This window comes from Bradyrhizobium sp. B124 (assembly GCF_038967635.1).
Taxonomy (GTDB): domain Bacteria; phylum Pseudomonadota; class Alphaproteobacteria; order Rhizobiales; family Xanthobacteraceae; genus Bradyrhizobium.
This window is the reverse complement of sequence record NZ_CP152413.1, coordinates 4,837,295-4,857,999: the sequence shown is the minus strand read 5'-3', so window position 1 is coordinate 4,857,999 and position 20,705 is coordinate 4,837,295. Positions and strand designations below refer to the sequence as shown.

Here is a 20,705-nt window from a genome sequence, read left to right as displayed (position 1 = left end):
GCAACATGCCTCTCATTCCGGGATCAGCGGATCGTGCGTTGCATGCGCAGGATGTCGCAGCGACGCACCGCTAGCCGCAATTCCAGGCCCGTCCGATCGGCGTCCAGCTCCAGCACGGGCCGTAGCTGCCGCCATTGTAGCGCCCGCCGCCATGGAAGCCGGGCCGGCCGAAATAGTGCCAATCCCCGCCATAGTAATATTCCGGCGAAAAGTCTGGATAGCCGCGGGCGGCGCCGCGCGGACCGAGCACCGGAATGGTCTCGTTGGGCGGCTGCCGGTAGCCGGGCAGGAAGCCATAGCCATGCCAGCGGGCGGTCTGCCGCTTCTTCGAGGAAGCGGCCGCGCTCAGGTCCGGCTGCAGCAGTGCGAGGATGACGATCGAGAGAGACAGGATGCGCAACATGATCGAAGCTTAGTCGGGCGGCCGCGTCGTGGCGATTCAAATCATGGTGCGTTTTGTTGCCGGGACAAGAATGAGCAACAGGCGCGCGGGCGGCAGCGCGTCAGCTATCCACCTCCGGCTACTTTGCATGGGGTTGTTTTCGATATTTTCGGTTAGGGCGGGACTGGCGTGCCTGTCGTCAAGCCGGCGGCAGTTCGAGACGGCGCCTCAGCTATCCACCTTGAGCGCGGCGATGAAGGCTTCCTGCGGGATGTCGACCTTGCCGAACTGCCGCATCTTCTTCTTGCCTTCCTTCTGCTTCTCCAGAAGCTTGCGCTTGCGCGTGATGTCGCCGCCGTAGCACTTCGCGGTGACGTCCTTGCGCAGCGCGCGCACGGTTTCGCGCGCGATCACCTTGCCGCCGATCGCCGCCTGGATCGGGATCTGGAACATGTGCGGCGGGATCAGCTCCTTCATCTTCTCGACCATGGCGCGGCCGCGGCCCTCGGCGCGGGTCCGATGCACCAGCATCGACAGCGCGTCGACCGGCTCGGCGTTGACCAGGATCTGCATCTTGACCAGGTCGGCCGGCTTGTAGTCGGTCAGATGATAGTCGAACGAGGCGTAGCCCTTGGAGACCGACTTCAGGCGATCGTAGAAATCGAACACCACCTCGTTGAGCGGCAGGTCGTATTTCACCATCGCGCGGGAGCCGACATAGGTCAGCTCCTTCTGCGCACCGCGGCGGTCCTGGCACAGCTTCAGCACGCTGCCGAGATATTCGTCGGGAGTCAGGATGGTGGCCTCGATCCACGGCTCCTCGATCTCGGCGATCTTGACCACGTCGGGCATGTCGACCGGGTTGTGGATCTCGAGCTCGGTGCCGTCGGTCAGCTTCATCTTGTAGATGACGCTCGGCGCGGTCGCGATCAGATTGAGGTCGAACTCGCGCGACAGCCGCTCCTGGATGATCTCCAGATGCAACAGCCCGAGGAAGCCGCAGCGGAAGCCGAAGCCGAGCGCGGCGGAGGTTTCCATCTCGAAGGAGAAGCTGGCGTCGTTCAGCCTGAGCTTGCCCATCGCCGCGCGCAGCGTCTCGAAATCGTCGGCGTCGACCGGGAACAGGCCGCAGAACACCACCGGGATCGCCGGCTTGAAGCCCGGCAGCATTTCCGTGACCGGCTTCCTGTCGTCGGTGATGGTGTCGCCCACTCTCGTATCGGCCACTTCCTTGATCGCCGCGGTGATGAAGCCGATCTCGCCGGGGCCGAGTTCCTCGACCTGCTGCATCTTCGGCGTGAAGAAGCCGACGCGCTCGATGTCATAGGCCGCGCCGGTGCCCATCATGCGGATGCGGCTGCCCTTCTTCATCACGCCGTCGACGACGCGGATCAGGACGACCACGCCGAGATAGACGTCGTACCAGCTGTCGACCAGCAGCGCCTTCAAGGTCGCGTCGCGGTCGCCCTTCGGCGGCGGCAGGCGGGTGACGACGGCCTCCAGCACATCGGGTACGCCGAGGCCGGTCTTGGCCGAGATCATCACGGCGTCGGAGGCGTCGATGCCGATCACGTCCTCGATCTGCTGCTTGACCTTCTCGGGCTCGGCCGCGGGCAGGTCGACCTTATTCAGGACCGGCACGATCTCGTGACCGGCGTCGAGCGCATGGTAGACGTTGGCGAGCGTCTGCGCCTCGACGCCCTGGCTGGCGTCGACCACCAGCAGGGAACCCTCGCAGGCCGCCAGCGACCGCGAGACCTCGTAGGCGAAGTCGACATGGCCGGGCGTGTCCATCAAATTGAAGATGTAATCCTTGCCGTCCTTGGCGCGGTAGTTCAGCCGGACGGTCTGCGCCTTGATGGTGATGCCGCGCTCGCGCTCGATATCCATCGAATCGAGCACCTGCTCCTTGCCCGCCATTTCGCGATCCGACAGGCCGCCCGTCATCTGGATCAGGCGGTCGGCAAGGGTCGATTTGCCATGGTCGATATGGGCGACGATGGAGAAGTTGCGGATGTTCGAAATCGGGGCAGTTGTCATGGGGCGCGGGATAGCATCCGCACCCCCGCACGGGCAACCATATTGCGGTATTTTGCAGGGATGTGACGGCGAATCACGGCTGTGTTTCAGTCAGATCTGCCGTGATCGATTTTCGGGCACGTTTCTGCTAGGTCTTTCGGCCCAAAACCGTGGATCTGACGATGCGCTGGACCCTTCTCGCCGCCGGATTGCTCGCAATGTTGTTCGCAGCGCCGGCGGCCGCCGACAAGCGTGTCGCGCTGGTGGTCGGCAATTCGACCTATCAGAATGTGTCGCGGCTGCAGAATCCGAAGGACGATGCAGAGCTCGTGGCCGGCACGCTGCAGCGGCTGGGCTTTGCGCTGGTCGGCGGGCAGGCCCAGGTCGATCTGGACAAGGCCGGTTTCGATGCCGCGATCCAGCGCTTCGGCAGCCAGCTGATGGGCGCCGACGTCGCGCTGTTCTATTACGCCGGCCACGGCATCCAGGTGCGTGGAACGAATTATCTGGTGCCGGTCTCTGCGAACCCTGTGCGCGAGGCCGATGTCGATTTCCAGATGGTCGATGTCGGCCTAGTGCTACGGCAGATGGAAGGCGCGGGCACGCGTCTCAATATCGTCATCCTGGATGCCTGCCGGAACAATCCGTTCGGCGGGCGCGGCTTGCGCGCCGCCGACGGCGGCCTCGCCCAGATCCGCGCGCCGGAGGGCACGCTGTTGTCCTACGCGACCCAGCCGGGCAACGTCGCGCTCGACGGCGATGACGGCCACAGCCCTTACACGCGCGCTCTGGTCGACACCATGCAGAAGCCCGGGCTCGACGTGCTGCAGGCGTTCAATCAGGTCGGCCTCATCGTCAAGCGCGCGACCGGCAGCGCGCAGCAGCCCTGGGTCTCGACCTCGCCGATCGACGGCTCGTTCTATTTCGCCGGCAACACAGCGGCGCAGGTTGCGACCGCTGATCCGCCGGCGACGGTGATACCGCCGCAGCAAAACGTGCCGCCGTCGGCGCCGCCGGTGGTGCGCACGCAATCGGACTTCATCATTGCGGATTCCGACAGCCGCCTGCTGTCGGAGAGTGATCTCAGGGTGCTCAGCAAGGACGATCTGCGGATCGCGCGCAACGAAATCTTCGCGCGGCGCGGACGCTACTTCAACGCGCCCGACCTGACCGCGCGGTTCAGCAAGTTCGCATGGTACGTGCCCCGCTCATGGGATCCGCCGCTCAATGCGATCGAGAGCGCGAATGTCGCGCTGATCGACCGCTTCGAATCCGGTGGCGGCGCTGCGCCGAGCGGATTCATCTTCCCGGATTCCGACCGGCGTCTGCTGACGCCTGCCGATCTGCGGCGGCTGTCACGGGACGAGCTGCGGATCGCGCGCAACGAGATCTTCGCCCGCAGGGGACGCTATTTCGATTCCGCCGATCTCAAGGCGTATTTCGCGCGCTTCCCCTGGTATGCGCCGAACAGCTGGAATCCGAAGCTGAACGCGATCGAGGAGGCCAATGTCGCGCTGATCGATCAGGCCTGGAAGCGCTGAATGGCCGCGCGCGGCACGGCCTGCATCGTTGCCTTGCTGGCGCTGCTGCCGCCGTTTGCGCACGCTCAGAGCAATAGCGAACTGCTCGACCGCCTGGTGCGCGCCTATCCCGATGCGCTGTCCGGCCATGACGACACCACGATCACCTGGCGCGACGGCACGGTGATGCCGGTCGACGACGGCGTCTCCGACAAGCCATTCGATCAGATGCTGCGCAATGCGTCGATCCTCGACCAGATGCGGCAGCCCTATCCGTCCGGACCATCGGCGCCGCCGGCCCCGGACGTCGATCCCGGCCGCTTCCGCAACGAGGCCTTCTTCAAGAAGATGTATGGTGACTGCAACACGGCGGAGGTCAGGCGGAACCTGGTGACGATCACCTGGCTACCGCGATCCTGGGGCAAGCCGGTTCAGGTTACGCGGGTCAACGGCGTCGCCGAGCGTCTGAAGCAGGTCTCCGCCGAGATCGACGCGCTCGATCCGGCGCTGCGCGCCGCGGCCTTTCCGATCGCGGGTGTGCTATCTTGTCGCGGCGTCGCCGATACCGGGCGGATGAGCATGCATGGCTACGCGGCCGCGATCGACCTCAACCTGAAGGTCTCGGACTACTGGCTGTGGGCGGGCAAGGGCAAAACCATCCCCTACAAGAACCGGATGCCGCGCGAGATCGTCGACATTTTCGAGCGCCACGGCTTCATCTGGGGCGGCAAGTGGTATCACTACGATACCATGCATTTCGAGTATCGGCCGGAGCTTCTCGAAAAGTGAGCAGGCCGGCTTGAGGCATTCTCACGCCAAGCTGATTACACTGGCCACAAAAACGCGCTAAAGCGCGATGAAATGCTGGTGAGCACTCACTCATCGCTCCTTCCGCTTCCATTCGGCATGATCCTTCCGGGAAACCGCTTTCCACGTTTCCGGGTCATGCCTCAGGCACAGGCCATGTCGACCGCCACCACCCTCCCTGCCGCAAGGCGCACGACCCGCAGACTGACGATCCGGCGGATCGCCGCCTGGATTGCCTCGCGCGCCACCGATCCCAAGACCAGCCTGTGGCTGGTGATCGGCTTCGCATTGGTTCACGCGGTGCTGTGGACGCTGATCCTGGTCAAGCTGAAGGCTGCGCAGGACGTCCATATGGATGTCGCGGAGGCCTATGCCTGGGGCCAGCGCTTCCTGCTCGGCTACGGCAAGCATCCGCCGCTGTCGGGCTGGATCGCGGGGGTCTGGTTCAGGATCTTCCCGGTCACCAACTGGTCGACCTATGCGCTCGCGATGGCAACCGTCAGCTTCGCGCTGGTGGTGTGCTGGCTGATCGCGCTGCGCGTCGTCGATCGCCGCCGCGCGTTCTTCATGGTGGTGATGCTCGCGCTCTACCCGATCTTCAATTTCAAGGGCTTCAAATACAACGCCGACCTCGCGCAGCTGGTGCCGTTGCCGCTGTTGGTGCTGGCCTATCTGAACGCGTTCGAGAAGCGCAGCTTCAAATCGGGGCTCTGGCTCGGCTTTGCCGGCATGCTGGCGCTGATGACCAAATACTGGGTGGTGACGATGATCGGCGCCGTCGGGCTTGCCGCGCTGATCCATCCGCAGCGGATGCAATTCCTGCGCTCGCCGGCGCCATGGGTTGCGATCGGCACGATGATCGTGACGATGATCCCGCATCTGGTGTGGCTGGAGGAGGTGAACTTCGTGCCGTTCACCTATGCCGGCGACGTCTACGCGCTGTCGAGCCGCGAGCTCAACGTCCAGCTCGTGATCGGTTACATCGTGCACAATCTCGGTCTGCTCGCGATTCCGACCGTGCTGGGCCTTGTGGCGCTGCTGCTGGGGTCGGTGCCGTGGCGGCCGTCGGACGTGCTGGCGCGGATCTGGTCGCGCGGACCCAATCCGGCCGTCAATCTTCCGCAGGCGCTCAACATCTGGATCATCCAACTGATCGTCGCGATCGGGCCGCCGCTCGGAGCGCTGGCGTTCACCGTCTACATCAAGACCGATTGGGGCATCCCGCTGTTCTTCCTGGTGCCGCTGGCGCTGGTTGCGATTCCCTCGCTGCGCTTCCCGCGAATGGCGCTGTTCTCGATCACGGCGGTGTGGTTCGTGGCCACGATCGTCACGCTGATCGCCGCGCCCAGCATCGCCACGCAGGAGATCGCCTCCAACCGTGTCGGCGGCTCGACCTACGCCGCGCGCTCTGAATTGGCGCGCGAGCTCACCCAGACCTGGCAGGACAGATTCCATTCACGCTGGGCGGTGGTCGTCGCACGCTCCGACATCGGCGAGCCGATGACGTTCTACAGTCCGGATCATCCGGCCTCGCTGGTGCCGGGCGAAGCGTGGTCGTCGGGGCTGACGTCGCTCGACGAAGCCAAGCGTCTCGGCTTCATCGGCGTCTGCGACACCACCGATCCGGTGTTCCTGCAGCCATGCGAGGCATGGATGGCCGAGCATGCCAGGGATGCCGAGCCGCTGGTGATGAACACCATGCGCTTCTTCAACGGTCATCCCGGCCCGTCGACGGTGTGGAAGGTCTATCTGGTGCCGCCGGCGAAGTAACGCTGGGCATTAGTGCCGCGCCGTTTCCGTCATCAGTGCCGCTTCCGTCATCCTGAGGTAGCCGCTTCTTCAGCGGCCCTCGAAGGATCGACGGCCACCGGCAGGGCCGTGCATCCTTCGAGGCTCGCTCCGCTCGCACCTCCAGCGACAAAGGCGAAGCCTTTGCGCGGGGATGACGGGGAGAGGCTTTCGCCTGGCGTAGCGCGCGAGGCGGCGCTTACGTGCCTTCTTCGTTGAACTTGCTGGCGACGAGCTCGGCGATGGCCTCGAGCGCCTGCTGCGCCTCGTCGCCTCTCGCGGAGACCACGACCGTGGTGCCGGGCCCTGCGGCCAGCATCATCAAGCCCATGATCGAGGTGCCGCCGACAGTTTCGCTGCCGCGCGTCACCCAGATCTCGGCGTTGAAGCGCTCGACCAGCTGGACGAACTTGGCTGATGCCCGCGCGTGCAGGCCGCGCTTGTTGACGATCAGGAGTTCGCGCGAGATGGCGCCCGCCGGCACGCCCGGGCCGACATGGTTTTCGCCCCGGGCCTCGCCGCTCATTTGCCTGCGAGAACGCGGCTGGCAATGGTGACGTATTTGCGGCCGGCTTCCTGCGCCATCGCGATCGCGTCGGGCAGCGAACGCTCCTCGCGAACCTTGGCAAGCTTGACCAGCATGGGAAGATTGATGCCCGCGAGCACTTCCACCTTCGGGCGGCTCATGCAGGAGATCGCAAGGTTCGACGGCGTGCCGCCAAACATGTCGGTGAGGATCGCAACGCCGTCGCCACTATCGACGCGATTCACCGCCTCGATGATGTCGCTTCGACAGAGATCGGAATCGTCCTCGGCCCCGATCGTAATTGCTTCAATTTGTTTCTGCGGACCCATGACGTGTTCGAGCGCGGCTCTAAACTCGTCAGCAAGGCGCCCATGGGTCACCAGCACTAGACCAATCATCGGAAACTCCTCGCGGGCGCCCTTTGGTGCACCGCACGAACGCGCCACTTTGACCATCCAGAGGCCCTGCGCAAGAGGGCATCTTGGCTAGTCTCCCGGTTCCTGGCGGTAGAGAGGGGAGGCTGCGCCGGCAAAATCCGACGCGATAGTGGATGTGATATGGTTACCAATTCCCTTCTCACAATTGGCCGCAAGATTACGGGAACATGAACTTTCAGGTTGTCGTCAGCGCAGCGACAACCAGCGGCAGGGGTTGGAAGCCAGCCGGCACGGGAATTCGCGGTATTGAAACACCATTTAGGCGGATCTTGAGCGCCTCGGGCGGCGGCAGCCGCTCGGCATCGTCGGCAGCAAGGTCGACGATCAAGCCGACCACGGCCTCGCCTGCGAATGGACAATGGCGGATTCCGAGGCCTCGGATCTCGATCAGACCGGCCAATTGCTGTGCTGGGCGAACCCACAATTGTTCGCCGGCTGTGTCGAGATGGACACGGTCATCCCCCACCAAAATGGCCGGCGGAAGCGCTCCGGTGCGCCCGGCGAGAATCAGATCGAAGGCCAGGCGCGACTTGCCCGCGCCCGAAGGGCCGCGGATCAGCACCGCACGCTCGCCGACAAGAACGGCGGATGCGTGCACGCTTGAATTGTCGCTCATAGTGTCGGCAGCCTGACCACGAAACGCGCGCCGGCGACGGTGGGCTTGCCGTCTTCGTCCGCGGGGCCCGCGCGGTTCTCGGCCCAGATGCGTCCGCCATGCGCCTCGATGATCTGCTTGGAGATCGAAAGCCCGAGGCCGGAGTTCTGGCCAAAGCCCTGGTGCGGGCGGTCGGTGTAGAAGCGCTCGAAGATCCGCTCCAGCGCGTCCTCGCCGATGCCGGGCCCGTCATCGTCGACCACGATCTCGACCTCGCCGCGGGTGCGGCGGCAGATGATGCGCACCTTGTCGCCCGGCTTGGAGAACGATTGCGCGTTCGACAGCAGGTTCGAGATCACCTGGCCGAGCCGGGAATCATGGCCGGGCACCGAGAGCGTGTCGGTCGGTCCGCGGCCCTCGAAGCGGGCTTCGACGGTGACGTCGTGGCCGAGCCGGGTCTCGTTGGCGACGCTGGTCAACGTGGTCAGCAACCGGCGCAGATCGACCGGTGCCATATCCTGGCGCTGCAATTCGGCGTCGAGCCGGCTCGCGTCGGAGATGTCGGAGATCAGGCGATCGAGCCGCTTGACGTCATGCTCGATCACGGCGAGCAGCCGCGCGCGGCTGTTCTCGTTGCGCGCCAAAGGCAGCGTCTCGACCGCCGAGCGCAGCGAGGTCAGCGGGTTCTTCAGCTCATGGGCGACATCGGCGGCGAACATCTCGATCGCCTCGATGCGGCTGTAGAGCGCGTTGGTCATGTCGCGCAGCGCGCCCGAGAGATGCCCGATCTCGTCGCGGCGTCCGGTGAAGTCGGGAATCTCGACGCGGGTCTGGATGCGGTTGCGGACGCGCTCGGCGCTTTCGGCGAGCCGTCGCACCGGGCCCGCGATCGTGCTCGCCAGCAGCAGCGACAGCATGATCATGACGGTGGATGCGACCCCGCCGATCTTGAGGATGGCGAGTCGCTCCGACATCACCAGCTGGTCGATGTCGTCGCCCTGTGTGGTCAGCATCAATGCGCCGCGCACGGCGCGGAAATGCTGCACCGGAACGGCAACCGACACGATGATCGCGCCACGATCGGTGACGCGCACCGCGCTGCCCTTCATGCCCTCGAGCGATTGCGCGACTTCGGAATAGCCCTTGCCGCCTTCGGGGCCGAGCTCGCGGTAGGTCGGCAGGTCGCCGCGGTTGAGCCAGGTCTTGATCGTGGCCTTGGTCTTCTCATACAGCGACGGCTTCTCAGACGGCGGCGGCAGCTCCATGCGCAGCACGTCGCCGCGCGCGAACAGGTTGCGGCTGTCGAGGATCAGGCCGCCATCGCGGTCGAAGATGCGGGCCCGCGTCTTGGTCGGCGCGATCAGGCGGCGCAGGGTCGGCGCGACGCGCTCGGGATTGATGGGGAAATCCGCCGATTCATCCGGCTGACCGAAGCTCTCGCCGGGCTTGAGGTCGAGCAGCCGGTCGGGATCGATGGTGACGGTATTGCCTTCGACGGTCGCAGACGCCGCGATCGCCTCCGAAATGATCTCGGCATAGACCAGAAGGCTCTGCGTGCGCGCCTCGATCAGGCCGGCGCGGAATTGCGAGAGATAGAGGATGCTGGCGACCAACGCGACGAGGCCGGCCAGGTTGAGCGAGACGATGCGGCGCGTCAGGCTCGAGAACGACAGCGCGAAGAAGAACTGACCGGCGCGGCGCACCCAGCCGAGCGGACGGCGCCAGCCCTTGTCGCGCGCCAAATCGTCGGCCACGGCCTCTTGATCGAGGAGCTGTGACGCGTCCTCGGTGTTCAGTCCCTGCTCGAGCTGCGTTCGATCAAGCACTGGCAAAGCTGCCGGTTGGTATGGATGTCGTCCCGCGAAGCAGGTCCTCGCCCGAGCTTACCCCAGCCGTGCGGGGCCTGTCAGTTAACAAGCCGCCCGGGAAGCGCAGATCAGGCTTCCTTGAAGCGATAGCCGACGCCGTATAGCGTCTCGATCATCTCGAAATCGTCGTCGACCACCTTGAACTTCTTGCGCAGCCGCTTGATGTGGCTGTCGATGGTGCGGTCGTCGACATAGACCTGGTCGTCATAGGCCGCGTCCATCAGCGCGTTGCGGCTCTTCACGACGCCGGGGCGGGTGGCGAGCGCCTGCAGGATCAGGAATTCGGTCACGGTGAGCGTCACCGGCTCGTTCTTCCAGGTGCAGGTGTGGCGCTCCGGATCCATCCGCAGCAGGCCGCGGTCGAGCGCCCGGGCATCCGGCTCCTTCGGTGCGGCGGTCGGATCCTTCGGCTGGCCGCGGCGGAGCACGGCCTTGACGCGTTCGACCAGCAGGCGCTGGGAGAACGGCTTGCGGATAAAATCGTCGGCGCCCATCTTCAGGCCGAACAATTCGTCGATCTCTTCATCCTTCGAGGTGAGGAAGATCACCGGCAGGTCGGACTTCTGGCGCAGCCGGCGCAGCGTTTCCATGCCGTCCATGCGCGGCATCTTGATATCGAGGATCGCAAGATCGGGCGGCGACGTGCGAAATCCATCCAGCGCCGACGCACCGTCCGTGTAGGTCATGATGCGATAGCCTTCGGCTTCGAGCGCGATCGAGACCGACGTGAGAATGTTGCGGTCGTCGTCGACCAAGGCGATTGTGGGCATGAGCTGCTTTCACAATGAGAGTGGTTTAGACGGCGGGCACTCTGGCGACTCGCCGTAGAATATGGGCTTCGAACGCGGTCAACGAGCAATGCAAGCTGGGCTGAAGTGTGACCGAGTTCCGCAAAACGCTCTGCGACCCACGCGTTGGACCCCCATATAGCACCCTGAGACCGTGAGAAAAGATCCTTTTTTCAACGGGAACCGGCCCGATTCGCCTCCAAAATGACCTGATAGGCCCATGCAACCGACCGCCGACTTCGACCCCGCCCACCTTGCCCGCTCCCTGCTCCGCCGCAGCCGCCAGGGCGCGCTCGCCACGCTGATGGCCGGCTCCGGCGATCCCTATTGCTCGCTGGTCAATCTGGCCAGCCACCCCGACGGCTCGCCGATCCTGCTGATTTCCCGGCTGGCGCTGCACACCAGGAATATCCTGGCCGACGACCGGGTGTCGCTGATGCTGGACGAGCGCGCCGAGGGCGATCCGCTGGAGGGCGCCCGGATCATGCTGGCCGGCCGAGCCGAGGAGGTCGCGGAAGCCGAGCAGGAGCTCGTCCGCCGGCGCTACCTTGGCGCTCATCCATCGGCGGAAGCCTTTGTAGAATTTAATGATTTCTCGTTTTTCGTGATCCGGCCGAGCGACGCCCATCTGGTCGCCGGGTTCGGCCGGATTGTCGACCTCAAGCCTGCGCAGTTTCTGACCGACCTCGGTGGTGCCGGAGCGCTGCTGGAGGCCGAGCCGGGCGCGGTGGCGCATATGAACGAGGATCACCGCGAGGCCATGAACCTCTACGCCACGCGGCTGCTCGGCGCGCCAAGTGCCGACTGGCTGTGCACCGGCTGCGACCCCGAGGGCATGGACATGCAGGCCGGCCGCGACACCCTGCGGCTCGATTTCCCGGAGCGTGTCAGCAACGGCACCGAGCTGCGCAAGATGCTGGTGCGGCTCGCCGGCGAGGCGCGCGCCAAGGGATAAGTGGGAGGGAGCACGCCCTGCCGGCGCCGAACGGCGGCGCTGCACCCAACGAGGCATGGTGTCGCACGGTGCGGCTCCGCGCGCGCTTGCCGAGGCCGGGTGCTGCGTCTCTGACAGCGCGATCATTTCGTGCCGGCGGTGATATCATCGCCGATGGGCGCGATGCCGGTTGCGAGAATTTCCGGCGTTGCTGCTCCGGAGAATCGCTCGGATCGCGAGCTTCAACCGCTGACGCGCACGTGCAACGCGGTGATTGCGTTACCATCGCTCGCTTCGATCAGTGATCCTGTTGCCGCCGAACGCAGCGCGCGTTGCGGAACATTCGCTGCTGCCGGGCATTGTCATCATCCAGCTTCGACGATGGCGTATTGAGCTCGATCGAATGCAGCTCAACGCCGGCCCAGTGGTGCTATCCGCGTGCAACACGATCGTGGACGACAGGCTTGGCACTGCGGCGCAGCGTCAACTCGCGGCGGTCCATCGCAACGACACACCCTCAGCGCGAAACGCATACCCGGCATTCTCCATGCCTGCTGCGTTGCCCGGCGCGGACACACGCCAATCGCTGGCACTCTTTGTGCATCGCAACGCCTTGCTCGCAGCGGGAATGGCGACGAAACGTCGCCCGATCGCCGCGAAAACAACGAGAAAGCGAAAGCAAAGCGAAAGCGTTTCGCGCTGCGGTATTTGCGCCCAATGATGTGCCCGCCTTGGAATAAACCAAAAGCCATTCGACTGGCTTGGCAAGCCCGGCGATCCCCACTATTAGGTCGCCGGACCGGGGCCGAGAGGCTATATTGTTCTGATGACGGTCACCGCGGCGGAGCGCGACTAGCGATGTTCGCGCGAACAAGGATACGCGGGTTCGAGGAGGTTCTTCGTGCAAGAGACGGGCGTGCATAACGGTGCCTTCGGCGCCGACAAATTCGGCTTAAAAAATCTCAAGGGCGTGCATTGGAACTATGGCGCGCCGCAGCTTTACGAGCACTCGTTGCGATCAGGCGAAGCGGTGCTCTCGGCCGATGGCGCGCTTTGCGCGGATACCGGCGTGTTCACCGGCCGCAGCCCGAAGGACAAGTTCACGGTCCGCGATGATCTCACCGACAAGAACATGTGGTGGGCCGGCAACCAGTCGATCACCTCGGAGCAGTTCGCCACGCTCCATGCCGACTTCCTCAAGCATGCCGAAGGCATGACGCTGTTTGCGCAGGATCTCTATGGCGGCGCCGATCCGAAGCATCGCATCACGACGCGCGTCTTCACCGAGCTCGCATGGCACTCGCTGTTCATCCGCACGCTGCTCATTCGCCCCGAGGCGTCGGAGCTCGCGAGCTTCGTGCCCGAACTCACGATTATCGATCTGCCGAGCTTCCGCGCCGATCCGAAACGTCACGGCTGCAAGTCTGAGAACGTCGTCGCGATCGATTTCGCCCGCAAGATCGTCCTAATCGGCGGCTCGCAATATGCCGGCGAGATGAAGAAGAGCGTGTTCACCACGCTGAACTATTACCTGCCCGAGAAGGGCGTGATGCCGATGCACTGCTCGGCCAATGTCGGCCCCGACGGCGACACCGCGATCTTCTTCGGCCTGTCCGGCACCGGCAAGACCACGCTCTCGGCCGATCCCAAGCGCACGCTGATCGGCGATGACGAGCATGGCTGGAGCGAGGACGGCGTCTTCAATTTCGAAGGCGGCTGCTACGCCAAGTGCATCAAGCTGTCCGGCGAAGCCGAGCCGGAAATCTATGCCGCCAGCAAGCGCTTCGGCGCGGTGCTGGAAAACGTCGTGCTCGGCGCCAATGATCGCGTGCCCGATTTCGACGACGGCTCGAAGACCGAGAACACCCGCTCGGCCTATCCGCTCGATTTCATTCCGAACGCTTCGCGCACTGGCTGCGCGCCGCACCCGAAGAACGTGGTGATGCTCGCCGCCGACGCCTTCGGCGTGATGCCGCCGATCGCCAAGCTGACGCCGGCACAGGCGATGTATCACTTCCTGTCCGGCTACACCGCGAAGGTCGCCGGCACCGAGCGCGGTCTCGGCAACGAGCCGCAGCCGGAGTTCTCGACCTGCTTCGGTTCGCCGTTCCTGCCGCGCGATCCGTCGGTCTACGGCAATCTGCTGCGCGAATTGATCGCCAAGCACAATGTCGATTGCTGGCTGGTCAACACCGGCTGGACCGGCGGCAAGTACGGCACCGGCCGCCGTATGCCGATCAAGGTGACCCGCGCGCTGCTGACCGCCGCGCTGAACGGCTCGCTCCGCAACGCCGATTTCCGCACCGACAAGTATTTCGGCTTCGCGGTGCCGACCTCGCTGCCGGGCGTCGAGCCGCACATCCTCGATCCGATCAAGACTTGGGCCGACAAGGTCGAGTTCGACAAGACCGCGCGTGCGCTGGTCGGCATGTTCCAGAAGAACTTCGCCAAGTTCGAAGCACAGGTCGACGCCGAAGTCCGCGCCGCCGCCCCGGAAGTGAAGCTCGCGGCGGAGTAGTTCGCGCAAGCGATACGCGATTTGATAAGGCGGCCCTCGTGGCCGCCTTTTTTGTTGCGGTCTCGCTTCCTCTATCCGCGCGACACTCCCTCAATCCGTCACCCTGAGGAGGCCGCGAAGCGGCCGTCTCGAAGGGTCGACGGCCACCAGCCGGGCCGTGCATCCTTCGAGGCTCGCTCCGCTCGCACCTCAGGATGACGGGGCGGGGGAGTACGCTTCGCTATTCGCTATTCCCCCAGCTCCGGCAGCACGGCGTTGCTCGGCGTCTGCCGATCGGTGATCTGCAGGCCGAACAGGCTGCCGATCAATTCGACCGCGACGCGCGCGGTGCGGCCACGTTCGTCGAGGAACGGATTGAGCTCGACGATATCGAGCGAGCGCACCAGTCCGGAATCGTGCAGCAGCTCCATGATGAGATGGGCTTCCCGATAAGTCGCGCCGCCCGGCACGGTGGTGCCGACCCCGGGCGCGACTTCCGGATCGAGGAAGTCGACGTCGAACGAGACATGCAGCACGCCGTTCTTCGCCCTGACGCGCTCGACGACGCGGCGGGTCAGCACGGCGACGCCGAACTCGTCGATCTGGCGCATGTCTGATATCGAGACGTTGCGCTGCCGCAGCAGCTTGCGCTCCAGCGGATCGACCGAGCGGGTGCCGATCAGATCGAGCTGATCCGGCGGGATCGAGGCGCGCGGCAGTCCGCCGAGCAGGTCGTCGAGGCCGGGCTCGCCGCACAGGAAGGCCGCCGACATGCCGTGCATGTTGCCGGTGATGGTGGTGGCCGGCGTGTTGTAGTCGGCATGCGCGTCGACCCACAGCGCAAACAGCGGCCGGCCCTTTTCCTGCCAGTAGCGCGCGACGCCGTTGATCGACCCCATCGACAGTGAGTGATCGCCGCCCATGAAGATCGGGATCGCGCCGGAATGCGCCAGCCAGTAGGCGCGCTCGGCGAGCGCGCGGGTCCAGGTCTTCACCTCGTCGTAGAATTTGGTATTCGCCGGCGCGGGGCCGTCGGCGACCACGGCCGGGATCGCAAGGTTGCCGTGGTCGTCAACCCGGAAGTCGAGCTGCTCGAGCAGGCGCGCGATGCCCGCGGTGCGCAGCGCGTCCGGGCCCATCAGCGGACCGGGCTGCGACGCGCCGATCTCGATGGGAACGCCAAGCAAGGCGATGCGCGAGGGTCTGGAATTGTCGGCTTCGGACATGCGGCAAGGCTCCCAAAGGCGTGGAACAGAAGCGACGCGCCAATGTTCCCTCAACCCTTGAAATAGGCAACCCGGTCCAATCCGGCCATGTGGATAGTCGGGTGGTGCTTACGCCTTGAAATAGGCGATCTGCGTCGTGGTGGCGAGCAGGCGGCCGGACGGCGACCACAATTCGCCGTGCTGGTCGCCGTAGCTCTTGTGGAAGATCTTGGCGTCGGCGGTGGCGAGCACGCGGGTGCTATCCTCGGCATCCATGTCGGCGGCATCGACGTGGAAATAGGTCGTCAGTGACACCGTGCCGAACGGCACCAGCTCGTGCCGCGCGTGGAACACGCGGCCGAAGAACGCGTCCGACATCGACATCAGCGACAGCGCATCGAGCTTGCGCGGCACGCGGTCGGCGATCCAGAGTTTTGAATAGGGGCTCGACGGCTGCTTGGCGGCACCGCCGCCGAGCTTCGGTTCGCCCTCGGCGAAGCGGAAATCATACTGGTTGGCCCAGGTCATCGCGAGCTTCGGATAGGGCCGCAGCTCTTCGAACGGCACCGCGCCGGGAAACTCGGCGGGCTGGTGCGACCAGGACGGGCGGCGCTCGGCAAACACCGCAGTCGCCAAGGTCGTGACCTCGCCGCCGCCTTGCGTCATCTCGATCGACCAGTGCTGGCTCGAGCGGTTGGCCCGGACTAGGCGGACATCGAGATCGAACACGCCCTCGGCGACCGGCGCGCAGTAATTGACCGTCAGCGCCAGCGGATCGCCCGCGCGCTGCGGATGCTGCATCAGGGCGCGCAGGATCGTCGCGGCGGTGCAGCCGCCGAACGGGCCGACGAACGCCCAGTAATCCGGGCTGGTTCGTCCCTGCCAGCGGCTGTCGCCGGCAGTCACAGCGGTGGCTTCATCGAAAAGGTGCGGAGCCTTGGTGAGCATGAATTACCTTGAATACTTGCTCGTCATTGCGAGGAGCGAAGCGACGAAGCAATCCATCGATCCGCATAGCCGCGCGATGGATTGCTTCGCTTCGCTCGCAATGACTGCGTGAAGTTCACTGACTATATCGCGGGCTATCGTGCCGGATTCAATGATGTCGGACGTAATCGATTTCCGCATCCCGGGATTACCCCTTCGCCTCGCGCTGGTTGTCGAGCTGCGGCGAGGCGCTCGGATGCACCGGCACGTGCCAGATGTCCTCGGCATATTCGCGGATGGTGCGGTCGGAGGAGAACCATGCCATGCGCGCCACGTTGAGGATCGAGGCGCGGGTCCAGGCCGGGGGCACCTGCCAGCGCGCGTCGATGCCGCGCTGCGCGTCGTAGTAGGAATCGAAATCGGCCGAGACCATGTAGTGATCGAGGTAGCGCAGCGCGTGCCCGATCGAGGCGAAGCGCGCGGCATCGCCCGGCGAGAACTCGCCGCTCTCGATGGCGCGGATTGCGCGCTCGAGCCGCGGCGATTTGCCGATCACGTCGCTGGCATCGAGCCCCTGCTTGCGGCGGACCATGACGTCGCCGGCCTCGAGGCCGAAGATCGCGATGTTCTCCTCGCCGACATTGTCGCGGATTTCGATATTGGCGCCGTCGAGCGTGCCGATGGTCAGCGCGCCGTTCAGCGCGAGCTTCATGTTGCCGGTGCCCGAGGCCTCCATGCCGGCGGTCGAGATCTGCTCGGAGAGATCGGCGGCGGGGATGATCACCTCGGCGAGGCTGACATTGTAGTCGGCGAGGAAGGCGACCTTGAGCCTGCCGCCGAGCGAGGCGTCGTTGTTGACGATTTCGGCGACGTCGCTGATCAGCTTGATGATCAGCTTGGCGTAGCGGTAGCTCGCCGCCGCCTTGCCCGCGAAGATTTTTACGCGCGGCACCCAGTTCGCCGCCGGATCATCCTTCATCGCGTGATACAGCGCGATCGTTTCCAGGATGTTGAGCAGCTGCCGCTTGTATTCGTGGATGCGCTTGATCTGCACGTCGAACAGCGCCGACGGGTCGACCTTGATGTGGTTGCGCTCGCCGATCAGCCGCGCCAGCGCCAGCTTGTTGTGATGCTTGACGTCGCGGAAGCGCTTCTGGAATTCCAGGTCGCTCGAGTGGGGCTCGAGCCGCTCGAGCAGCGAGAAGTCGTCGAGCACGGCCTCGCCGCAGGTCTCGCGCAGCAGCGCGGTCAGCCGCGGGTTGGCCAGCATCAGCCAGCGGCGGAAGGTGATGCCGTTGGTCTTGTTGGTGATGCGCGACGGATAGAGATGATGGAGGTCGTGGAACACGGTCTCCTTCATCAGGTCGGAATGCATCGCGGAGACGCCGTTGATGCGGTGCGAGCCGACGAAGGCGAGCTGGCCCATCCGCACGCGGCGGCCGCTGCGCTCGTCGATCAGCGAGACCGAGGCGCGGTATTCGATGTCGCCGGGGAAGCGCTCCTCGGCGAGCGCGAGATGGGCCACGTTGATGCGGTAGATGATCTCGAGATGCCGCGGCAAGAGCCGCTCGAACAATTCGACCGGCCAGGTCTCGAGCGCTTCCGGCAGCAGGGTGTGATTGGTGTAGGACAGGGTGGCGACGGTGATCTTCCAGGCCTCGTCCCAGCGGAAATTGTGCAGGTCGACCAGGATGCGCATCAGCTCGGTGACCGCAAGGCTCGGATGGGTGTCGTTGAGCTGCACGGCCGCCTTCTGCGCGAGGTTGCGCAGGCCGCCGTCGGAGGCGAGATGCCGCTTCACGAGATCCTGCAGCGAGGCCGAGACGAAGAAATATTCCTGGCGCAGCCGGAGCTCGCGGCCCGCCGCGCTCTCGTCGTTCGGATAGAGGAATTTGCAGATCGCTTCCGCGCGCGCCTGCTCGGCGCTCGCCGAGACGTAGTCGCCGGTGTTGAAGACGTCGAGCTGGAGCGGGTCGGGGGCGTGCGCCGACCAGAGGCGAAGCGCATTGACGTGCTGGCCGCGCCAGCCGACGATCGGCGTGTCGTAGGCCATCGCCTCGACGGTTTCCGCCGGATGCCAGGTGGCGCGATCGCGGCCGCGGTCGTCGACATGCTCGACATGGCCGCCGAAGTGGACGTTGTAGACCACCTCCGGCCGCTGGAATTCCCAGGGGTTGCCGAAGGCGAGCCACTCGTCGGGATATTCCTGCTGCCAGCCCTGGTTCATGATCTGGCGGAACAGGCCGAAATCGTAGCGGATGCCGTAGCCGGTCGCGGGGATCGCCAGCGTCGCCATGCTCTCCATGAAGCAGGCCGCGAGCCGTCCGAGGCCGCCATTGCCGAGCGCCGCGTCCGGTTCGCATTTGCGCAGGTCCGAGAGATCGACGCCGAGGTCGCCGAGCGCGGCCTCGAACAGCGGCAGCAATCCCATATTGTTCAGCGCGTCGGTGAACAGGCGGCCGATCAGGAATTCGAGCGAGAGATAATAGACGCGCTTGGAGCCGGCGTCGTAGGTCTGCTTCTCGGCCGTCAGCCAGTGGTGCACGATGCGGTCGCGCAGCGCCAGCGCCGCCGCCTTGTACCAGTCGCGCCTGGTCGCAACGGTGGCGTCCTTGCCGATCGCCAGCCGGAGCTTGGCGAGGATCGCGCCCTTGATCTCGGTGAGCGCCAGCTCGTCGATCGGCTGGTTCAATGCCGGGTAGTGTGTTTGTTCGTGCAAAGCGCTCAATCCCTGCCGTTCAGACTTCCGGATCATGATGCGATCATATTGTCCGGATCATGCCCCAAGTCGATGATACGCGCGTTGCATGGCAACCGAAACCGCCCGAAGCGTTGCCGTGCCTAGCGCTGCCGATATTTTATGCAAGGACCGGGCCGATTCAGGGGCCTTCGGAACCGTCGTCGCCGGTGTTACGATCGGCCGTGAAAGCCGGGATTTTGCGACAATCTGGCGGAGGATGCGTGATGAGACTCCTGATCGAGATCGCGGCCGCGGCGTTGCTCATGGTGTGCATCACGGCGACCAGCGCAGCCTATGCAGCGGGCAAGCCGGGCCGCAGCGCCGACGGCCTGAGCTGCAGCTTCAGCGTGGCGCAGAACGCCTCGCCGGCCGCGCGCTGTGCCGCCATCAAGCGGCAATGCGGCGGCAAGTTCTACGCGAATGCCTGCGGTGACAAATTGCTGTCCGCCGCGAATTAGGTGGCCGTGCAGCGGGCCTGCACGCGCGATCGCGAACACCGGAGTGATACGGATTTCCAAGCCTTAACAAGTTCTTTACAAACACACCTGTCGCTCGTGGGGCGGGCACATTTTTCCAGCTCCGACGCATTTCATTCCGAAGCAATTTTCAACGGGCCGCTGACTTAGTCAGCGGCCCAATTGCTTTGTTGGGCGGCATACGCAGGTGACGGGGCTATAATGCTCGCTGCTGCCACCGTCGTCGTCCTGGCGAAAGCCAGGACCCATTACCCCAATAGTCAGATGAGGCCCGACAGGTCGTTCCAATCCGGATTGTCCGCTTCAATCAGCTTGATCTTCCAATCGCGCTTCCAGAACTTCAGCTGCTTTTCGCGGGCGATCGCTTCCTGCGGTGTGGCGAATTCCTCGAGGTGAACGAGCCGGAAGATCTGGTATTTGTAGACGAACTTGGAGCCTCGGCCCGAACGATGCAATTCAAGCCGCGCGCTGACATCGTTGGTGACGCCGATGTAAAGCGTTCCGTGATGGCGGCTTGCGAGGACGTAGACGTAGTAGCTGCCTGCAGCGCTCATGGTTTGGCCCAAGCTCGCAAGACGGCGACCATCCGGGGTAATGGGTCCTGGCCTTCGCCAGGACGACGCCCTGAGGGACGACCATAAACCAACTAGAACGAATTAAGAACACTTTAGCAAGTCTTTGATATATCATTGTGATTCGGCGCCTGCGCCGACACAATATCTATGGTCTCTCAGTCTCCGCGAGGACTACATGTCCACCATCGCCTTTGATCAATTCGCTCTGACCCGGATTGCCGATTTCGCGCGGTCGCTGTCGCGGCTGCACCAGGCCTCGCGGCGCCAGCCGATCGACGACGACCAGCTCGACCGCGAGTTCAATGCGGTCTGCATGTCGATCTGGGGCTACACCACGGATGATTTCAGCGACGAGCTGTTCTCGAACGAGGATCACGCCTGGCTCGACTCGCTCGATGAGGCGCATGCGCGCATCTTCGCCGGGGAGCAGGGTTACGACCTCGTCGACGATCACGGCATGCTGACCGACTGGTGGGGCTATTGCTGGATGATCCTCGCCGAGAAGCGCGGCCTCCTCAATCCGGAGAACCGCGCCGCCGCGCGGGCCGCAATCGAGGAGAAATACATGGCCGCGCCGAACGTGATCGGCGTGATCGTGGCGCGCTGAGTGGCGAGCTCGAA

The 20,705-nt window shown here is 64.6% G+C and carries 19 protein-coding genes; 8 read left to right on the top strand and 11 right to left on the bottom strand.

Annotated elements, in window-relative coordinates; genetic code table 11:
* Window positions 1–70 precede the first annotated feature (70 nt).
* Together AAFG13_RS23215 and lepA are read right to left on the bottom strand one after the other, a co-directional pair.
* A complete protein-coding gene (locus AAFG13_RS23215; protein ID WP_212317040.1) occupies window positions 71–403 on the bottom strand; it encodes a hypothetical protein in 333 nt (110 codons plus the stop codon).
* Between the two features lie 207 nt (window positions 404–610).
* Window positions 611–2,422 (bottom strand): translation elongation factor 4, encoded by a 1,812-nt coding sequence (lepA, locus tag AAFG13_RS23210; RefSeq protein ID WP_176534022.1) that lies wholly within the window; start codon window positions 2,420–2,422, stop codon window positions 611–613.
* 161 nt (window positions 2,423–2,583) lie between these two features.
* Here lepA and AAFG13_RS23205 point away from each other — a divergent pair, with 161 nt between their 5' ends.
* The 3 genes from AAFG13_RS23205 to AAFG13_RS23195 all read left to right on the top strand — a co-directional run bounded on the left by AAFG13_RS23205 (window position 2,584) and on the right by AAFG13_RS23195 (window position 6,498).
* Entirely contained in the window at window positions 2,584–3,942 is a 1,359-nt protein-coding gene (locus tag AAFG13_RS23205; protein ID WP_342708323.1) for a YARHG domain-containing protein, read from the top strand.
* The gene (locus AAFG13_RS23200; protein ID WP_342708322.1) at window positions 3,943–4,710 is read left to right on the top strand and encodes a M15 family metallopeptidase; all 768 of its coding nucleotides are present in this window, start codon (window positions 3,943–3,945) and stop codon (window positions 4,708–4,710) included. It begins immediately after the preceding gene.
* A 174-nt stretch (window positions 4,711–4,884) separates the two neighbouring features.
* Window positions 4,885–6,498 carry a glycosyltransferase family 39 protein gene (locus AAFG13_RS23195; protein WP_342708321.1) on the top strand — a complete coding sequence of 538 codons (1,614 nt, stop codon included), beginning with the start codon at window positions 4,885–4,887 and terminating at the stop codon, window positions 6,496–6,498.
* Between the two features lie 217 nt (window positions 6,499–6,715).
* On the opposite strand, the gene AAFG13_RS23190 is transcribed toward AAFG13_RS23195, so the two are convergent.
* The 5 genes from AAFG13_RS23190 to AAFG13_RS23170 all read right to left on the bottom strand — a co-directional run bounded on the left by AAFG13_RS23190 (window position 6,716) and on the right by AAFG13_RS23170 (window position 10,712).
* Entirely contained in the window at window positions 6,716–7,042 is a 327-nt protein-coding gene (locus AAFG13_RS23190; protein ID WP_342708320.1) for an HPr family phosphocarrier protein, read from the bottom strand.
* Entirely contained in the window at window positions 7,039–7,440 is a 402-nt protein-coding gene (locus AAFG13_RS23185; protein WP_021076632.1) for a PTS sugar transporter subunit IIA, read from the bottom strand. Before AAFG13_RS23185 ends, AAFG13_RS23190 begins: the two co-directional genes overlap by 4 nt.
* A 214-nt stretch (window positions 7,441–7,654) precedes the next feature.
* The gene (locus AAFG13_RS23180) at window positions 7,655–8,095 is read right to left on the bottom strand and encodes an HPr kinase/phosphatase C-terminal domain-containing protein (RefSeq protein ID WP_176534018.1); all 441 of its coding nucleotides are present in this window, start codon (window positions 8,093–8,095) and stop codon (window positions 7,655–7,657) included.
* Window positions 8,092–9,900, bottom strand: coding sequence for a sensor histidine kinase (locus AAFG13_RS23175; protein ID WP_342708319.1), 1,809 nt, complete (start codon window positions 9,898–9,900; stop codon window positions 8,092–8,094). The genes AAFG13_RS23180 and AAFG13_RS23175 overlap by 4 nt, the downstream gene beginning before the upstream one ends.
* A gap of 110 nt (window positions 9,901–10,010) precedes the next feature.
* Window positions 10,011–10,712 carry a response regulator transcription factor gene (locus AAFG13_RS23170; RefSeq protein WP_016843287.1) on the bottom strand — a complete coding sequence of 234 codons (702 nt, stop codon included), beginning with the start codon at window positions 10,710–10,712 and terminating at the stop codon, window positions 10,011–10,013.
* A 238-nt stretch (window positions 10,713–10,950) separates the two neighbouring features.
* Here AAFG13_RS23170 and AAFG13_RS23165 point away from each other — a divergent pair, with 238 nt between their 5' ends.
* From AAFG13_RS23165 to AAFG13_RS23155, 3 genes are all read left to right on the top strand, one after another.
* Window positions 10,951–11,685, top strand: a complete 735-nt coding sequence (locus AAFG13_RS23165; protein ID WP_342708318.1) for a DUF2470 domain-containing protein — start codon at window positions 10,951–10,953, stop codon at window positions 11,683–11,685.
* A 280-nt stretch (window positions 11,686–11,965) separates the two neighbouring features.
* Window positions 11,966–12,385, top strand: a complete 420-nt coding sequence (locus tag AAFG13_RS23160) for a hypothetical protein (RefSeq protein WP_342708317.1) — start codon at window positions 11,966–11,968, stop codon at window positions 12,383–12,385.
* 180 nt (window positions 12,386–12,565) lie between these two features.
* Window positions 12,566–14,182, top strand: coding sequence for a phosphoenolpyruvate carboxykinase (locus AAFG13_RS23155; RefSeq protein ID WP_212317056.1), 1,617 nt, complete (start codon window positions 12,566–12,568; stop codon window positions 14,180–14,182).
* Between the two features lie 227 nt (window positions 14,183–14,409).
* On the opposite strand, the gene rocF is transcribed toward AAFG13_RS23155, so the two are convergent.
* From rocF to AAFG13_RS23140, 3 genes are all read right to left on the bottom strand, one after another.
* Entirely contained in the window at window positions 14,410–15,387 is a 978-nt protein-coding gene (gene rocF / locus AAFG13_RS23150) for an arginase (protein ID WP_342708316.1), read from the bottom strand.
* A gap of 108 nt (window positions 15,388–15,495) precedes the next feature.
* On the bottom strand, window positions 15,496–16,314 hold the full coding sequence (locus tag AAFG13_RS23145) for a thioesterase family protein (RefSeq protein ID WP_342708315.1): 819 nt from the start codon (window positions 16,312–16,314) through the stop codon (window positions 15,496–15,498).
* A gap of 187 nt (window positions 16,315–16,501) precedes the next feature.
* The gene (locus AAFG13_RS23140) at window positions 16,502–19,012 is read right to left on the bottom strand and encodes a glycogen/starch/alpha-glucan phosphorylase (protein ID WP_212317060.1); all 2,511 of its coding nucleotides are present in this window, start codon (window positions 19,010–19,012) and stop codon (window positions 16,502–16,504) included.
* A gap of 245 nt (window positions 19,013–19,257) precedes the next feature.
* On the opposite strand from AAFG13_RS23140, the gene AAFG13_RS23135 reads away from it, so the two are divergent.
* Window positions 19,258–19,491 carry a hypothetical protein gene (locus tag AAFG13_RS23135; protein ID WP_342708314.1) on the top strand — a complete coding sequence of 78 codons (234 nt, stop codon included), beginning with the start codon at window positions 19,258–19,260 and terminating at the stop codon, window positions 19,489–19,491.
* Window positions 19,492–19,769: 278 nt separating this feature from the next.
* Here AAFG13_RS23135 and AAFG13_RS23130 read toward each other — a convergent pair whose 3' ends face one another.
* Window positions 19,770–20,063, bottom strand: coding sequence for a GIY-YIG nuclease family protein (locus AAFG13_RS23130; RefSeq protein WP_212317064.1), 294 nt, complete (start codon window positions 20,061–20,063; stop codon window positions 19,770–19,772).
* A gap of 196 nt (window positions 20,064–20,259) precedes the next feature.
* Between AAFG13_RS23130 and AAFG13_RS23125 the strand changes: the two genes are divergently transcribed.
* The gene (locus AAFG13_RS23125; RefSeq protein WP_212317066.1) at window positions 20,260–20,691 is read left to right on the top strand and encodes a hypothetical protein; all 432 of its coding nucleotides are present in this window, start codon (window positions 20,260–20,262) and stop codon (window positions 20,689–20,691) included.
* Window positions 20,692–20,705 lie beyond the last annotated feature (14 nt).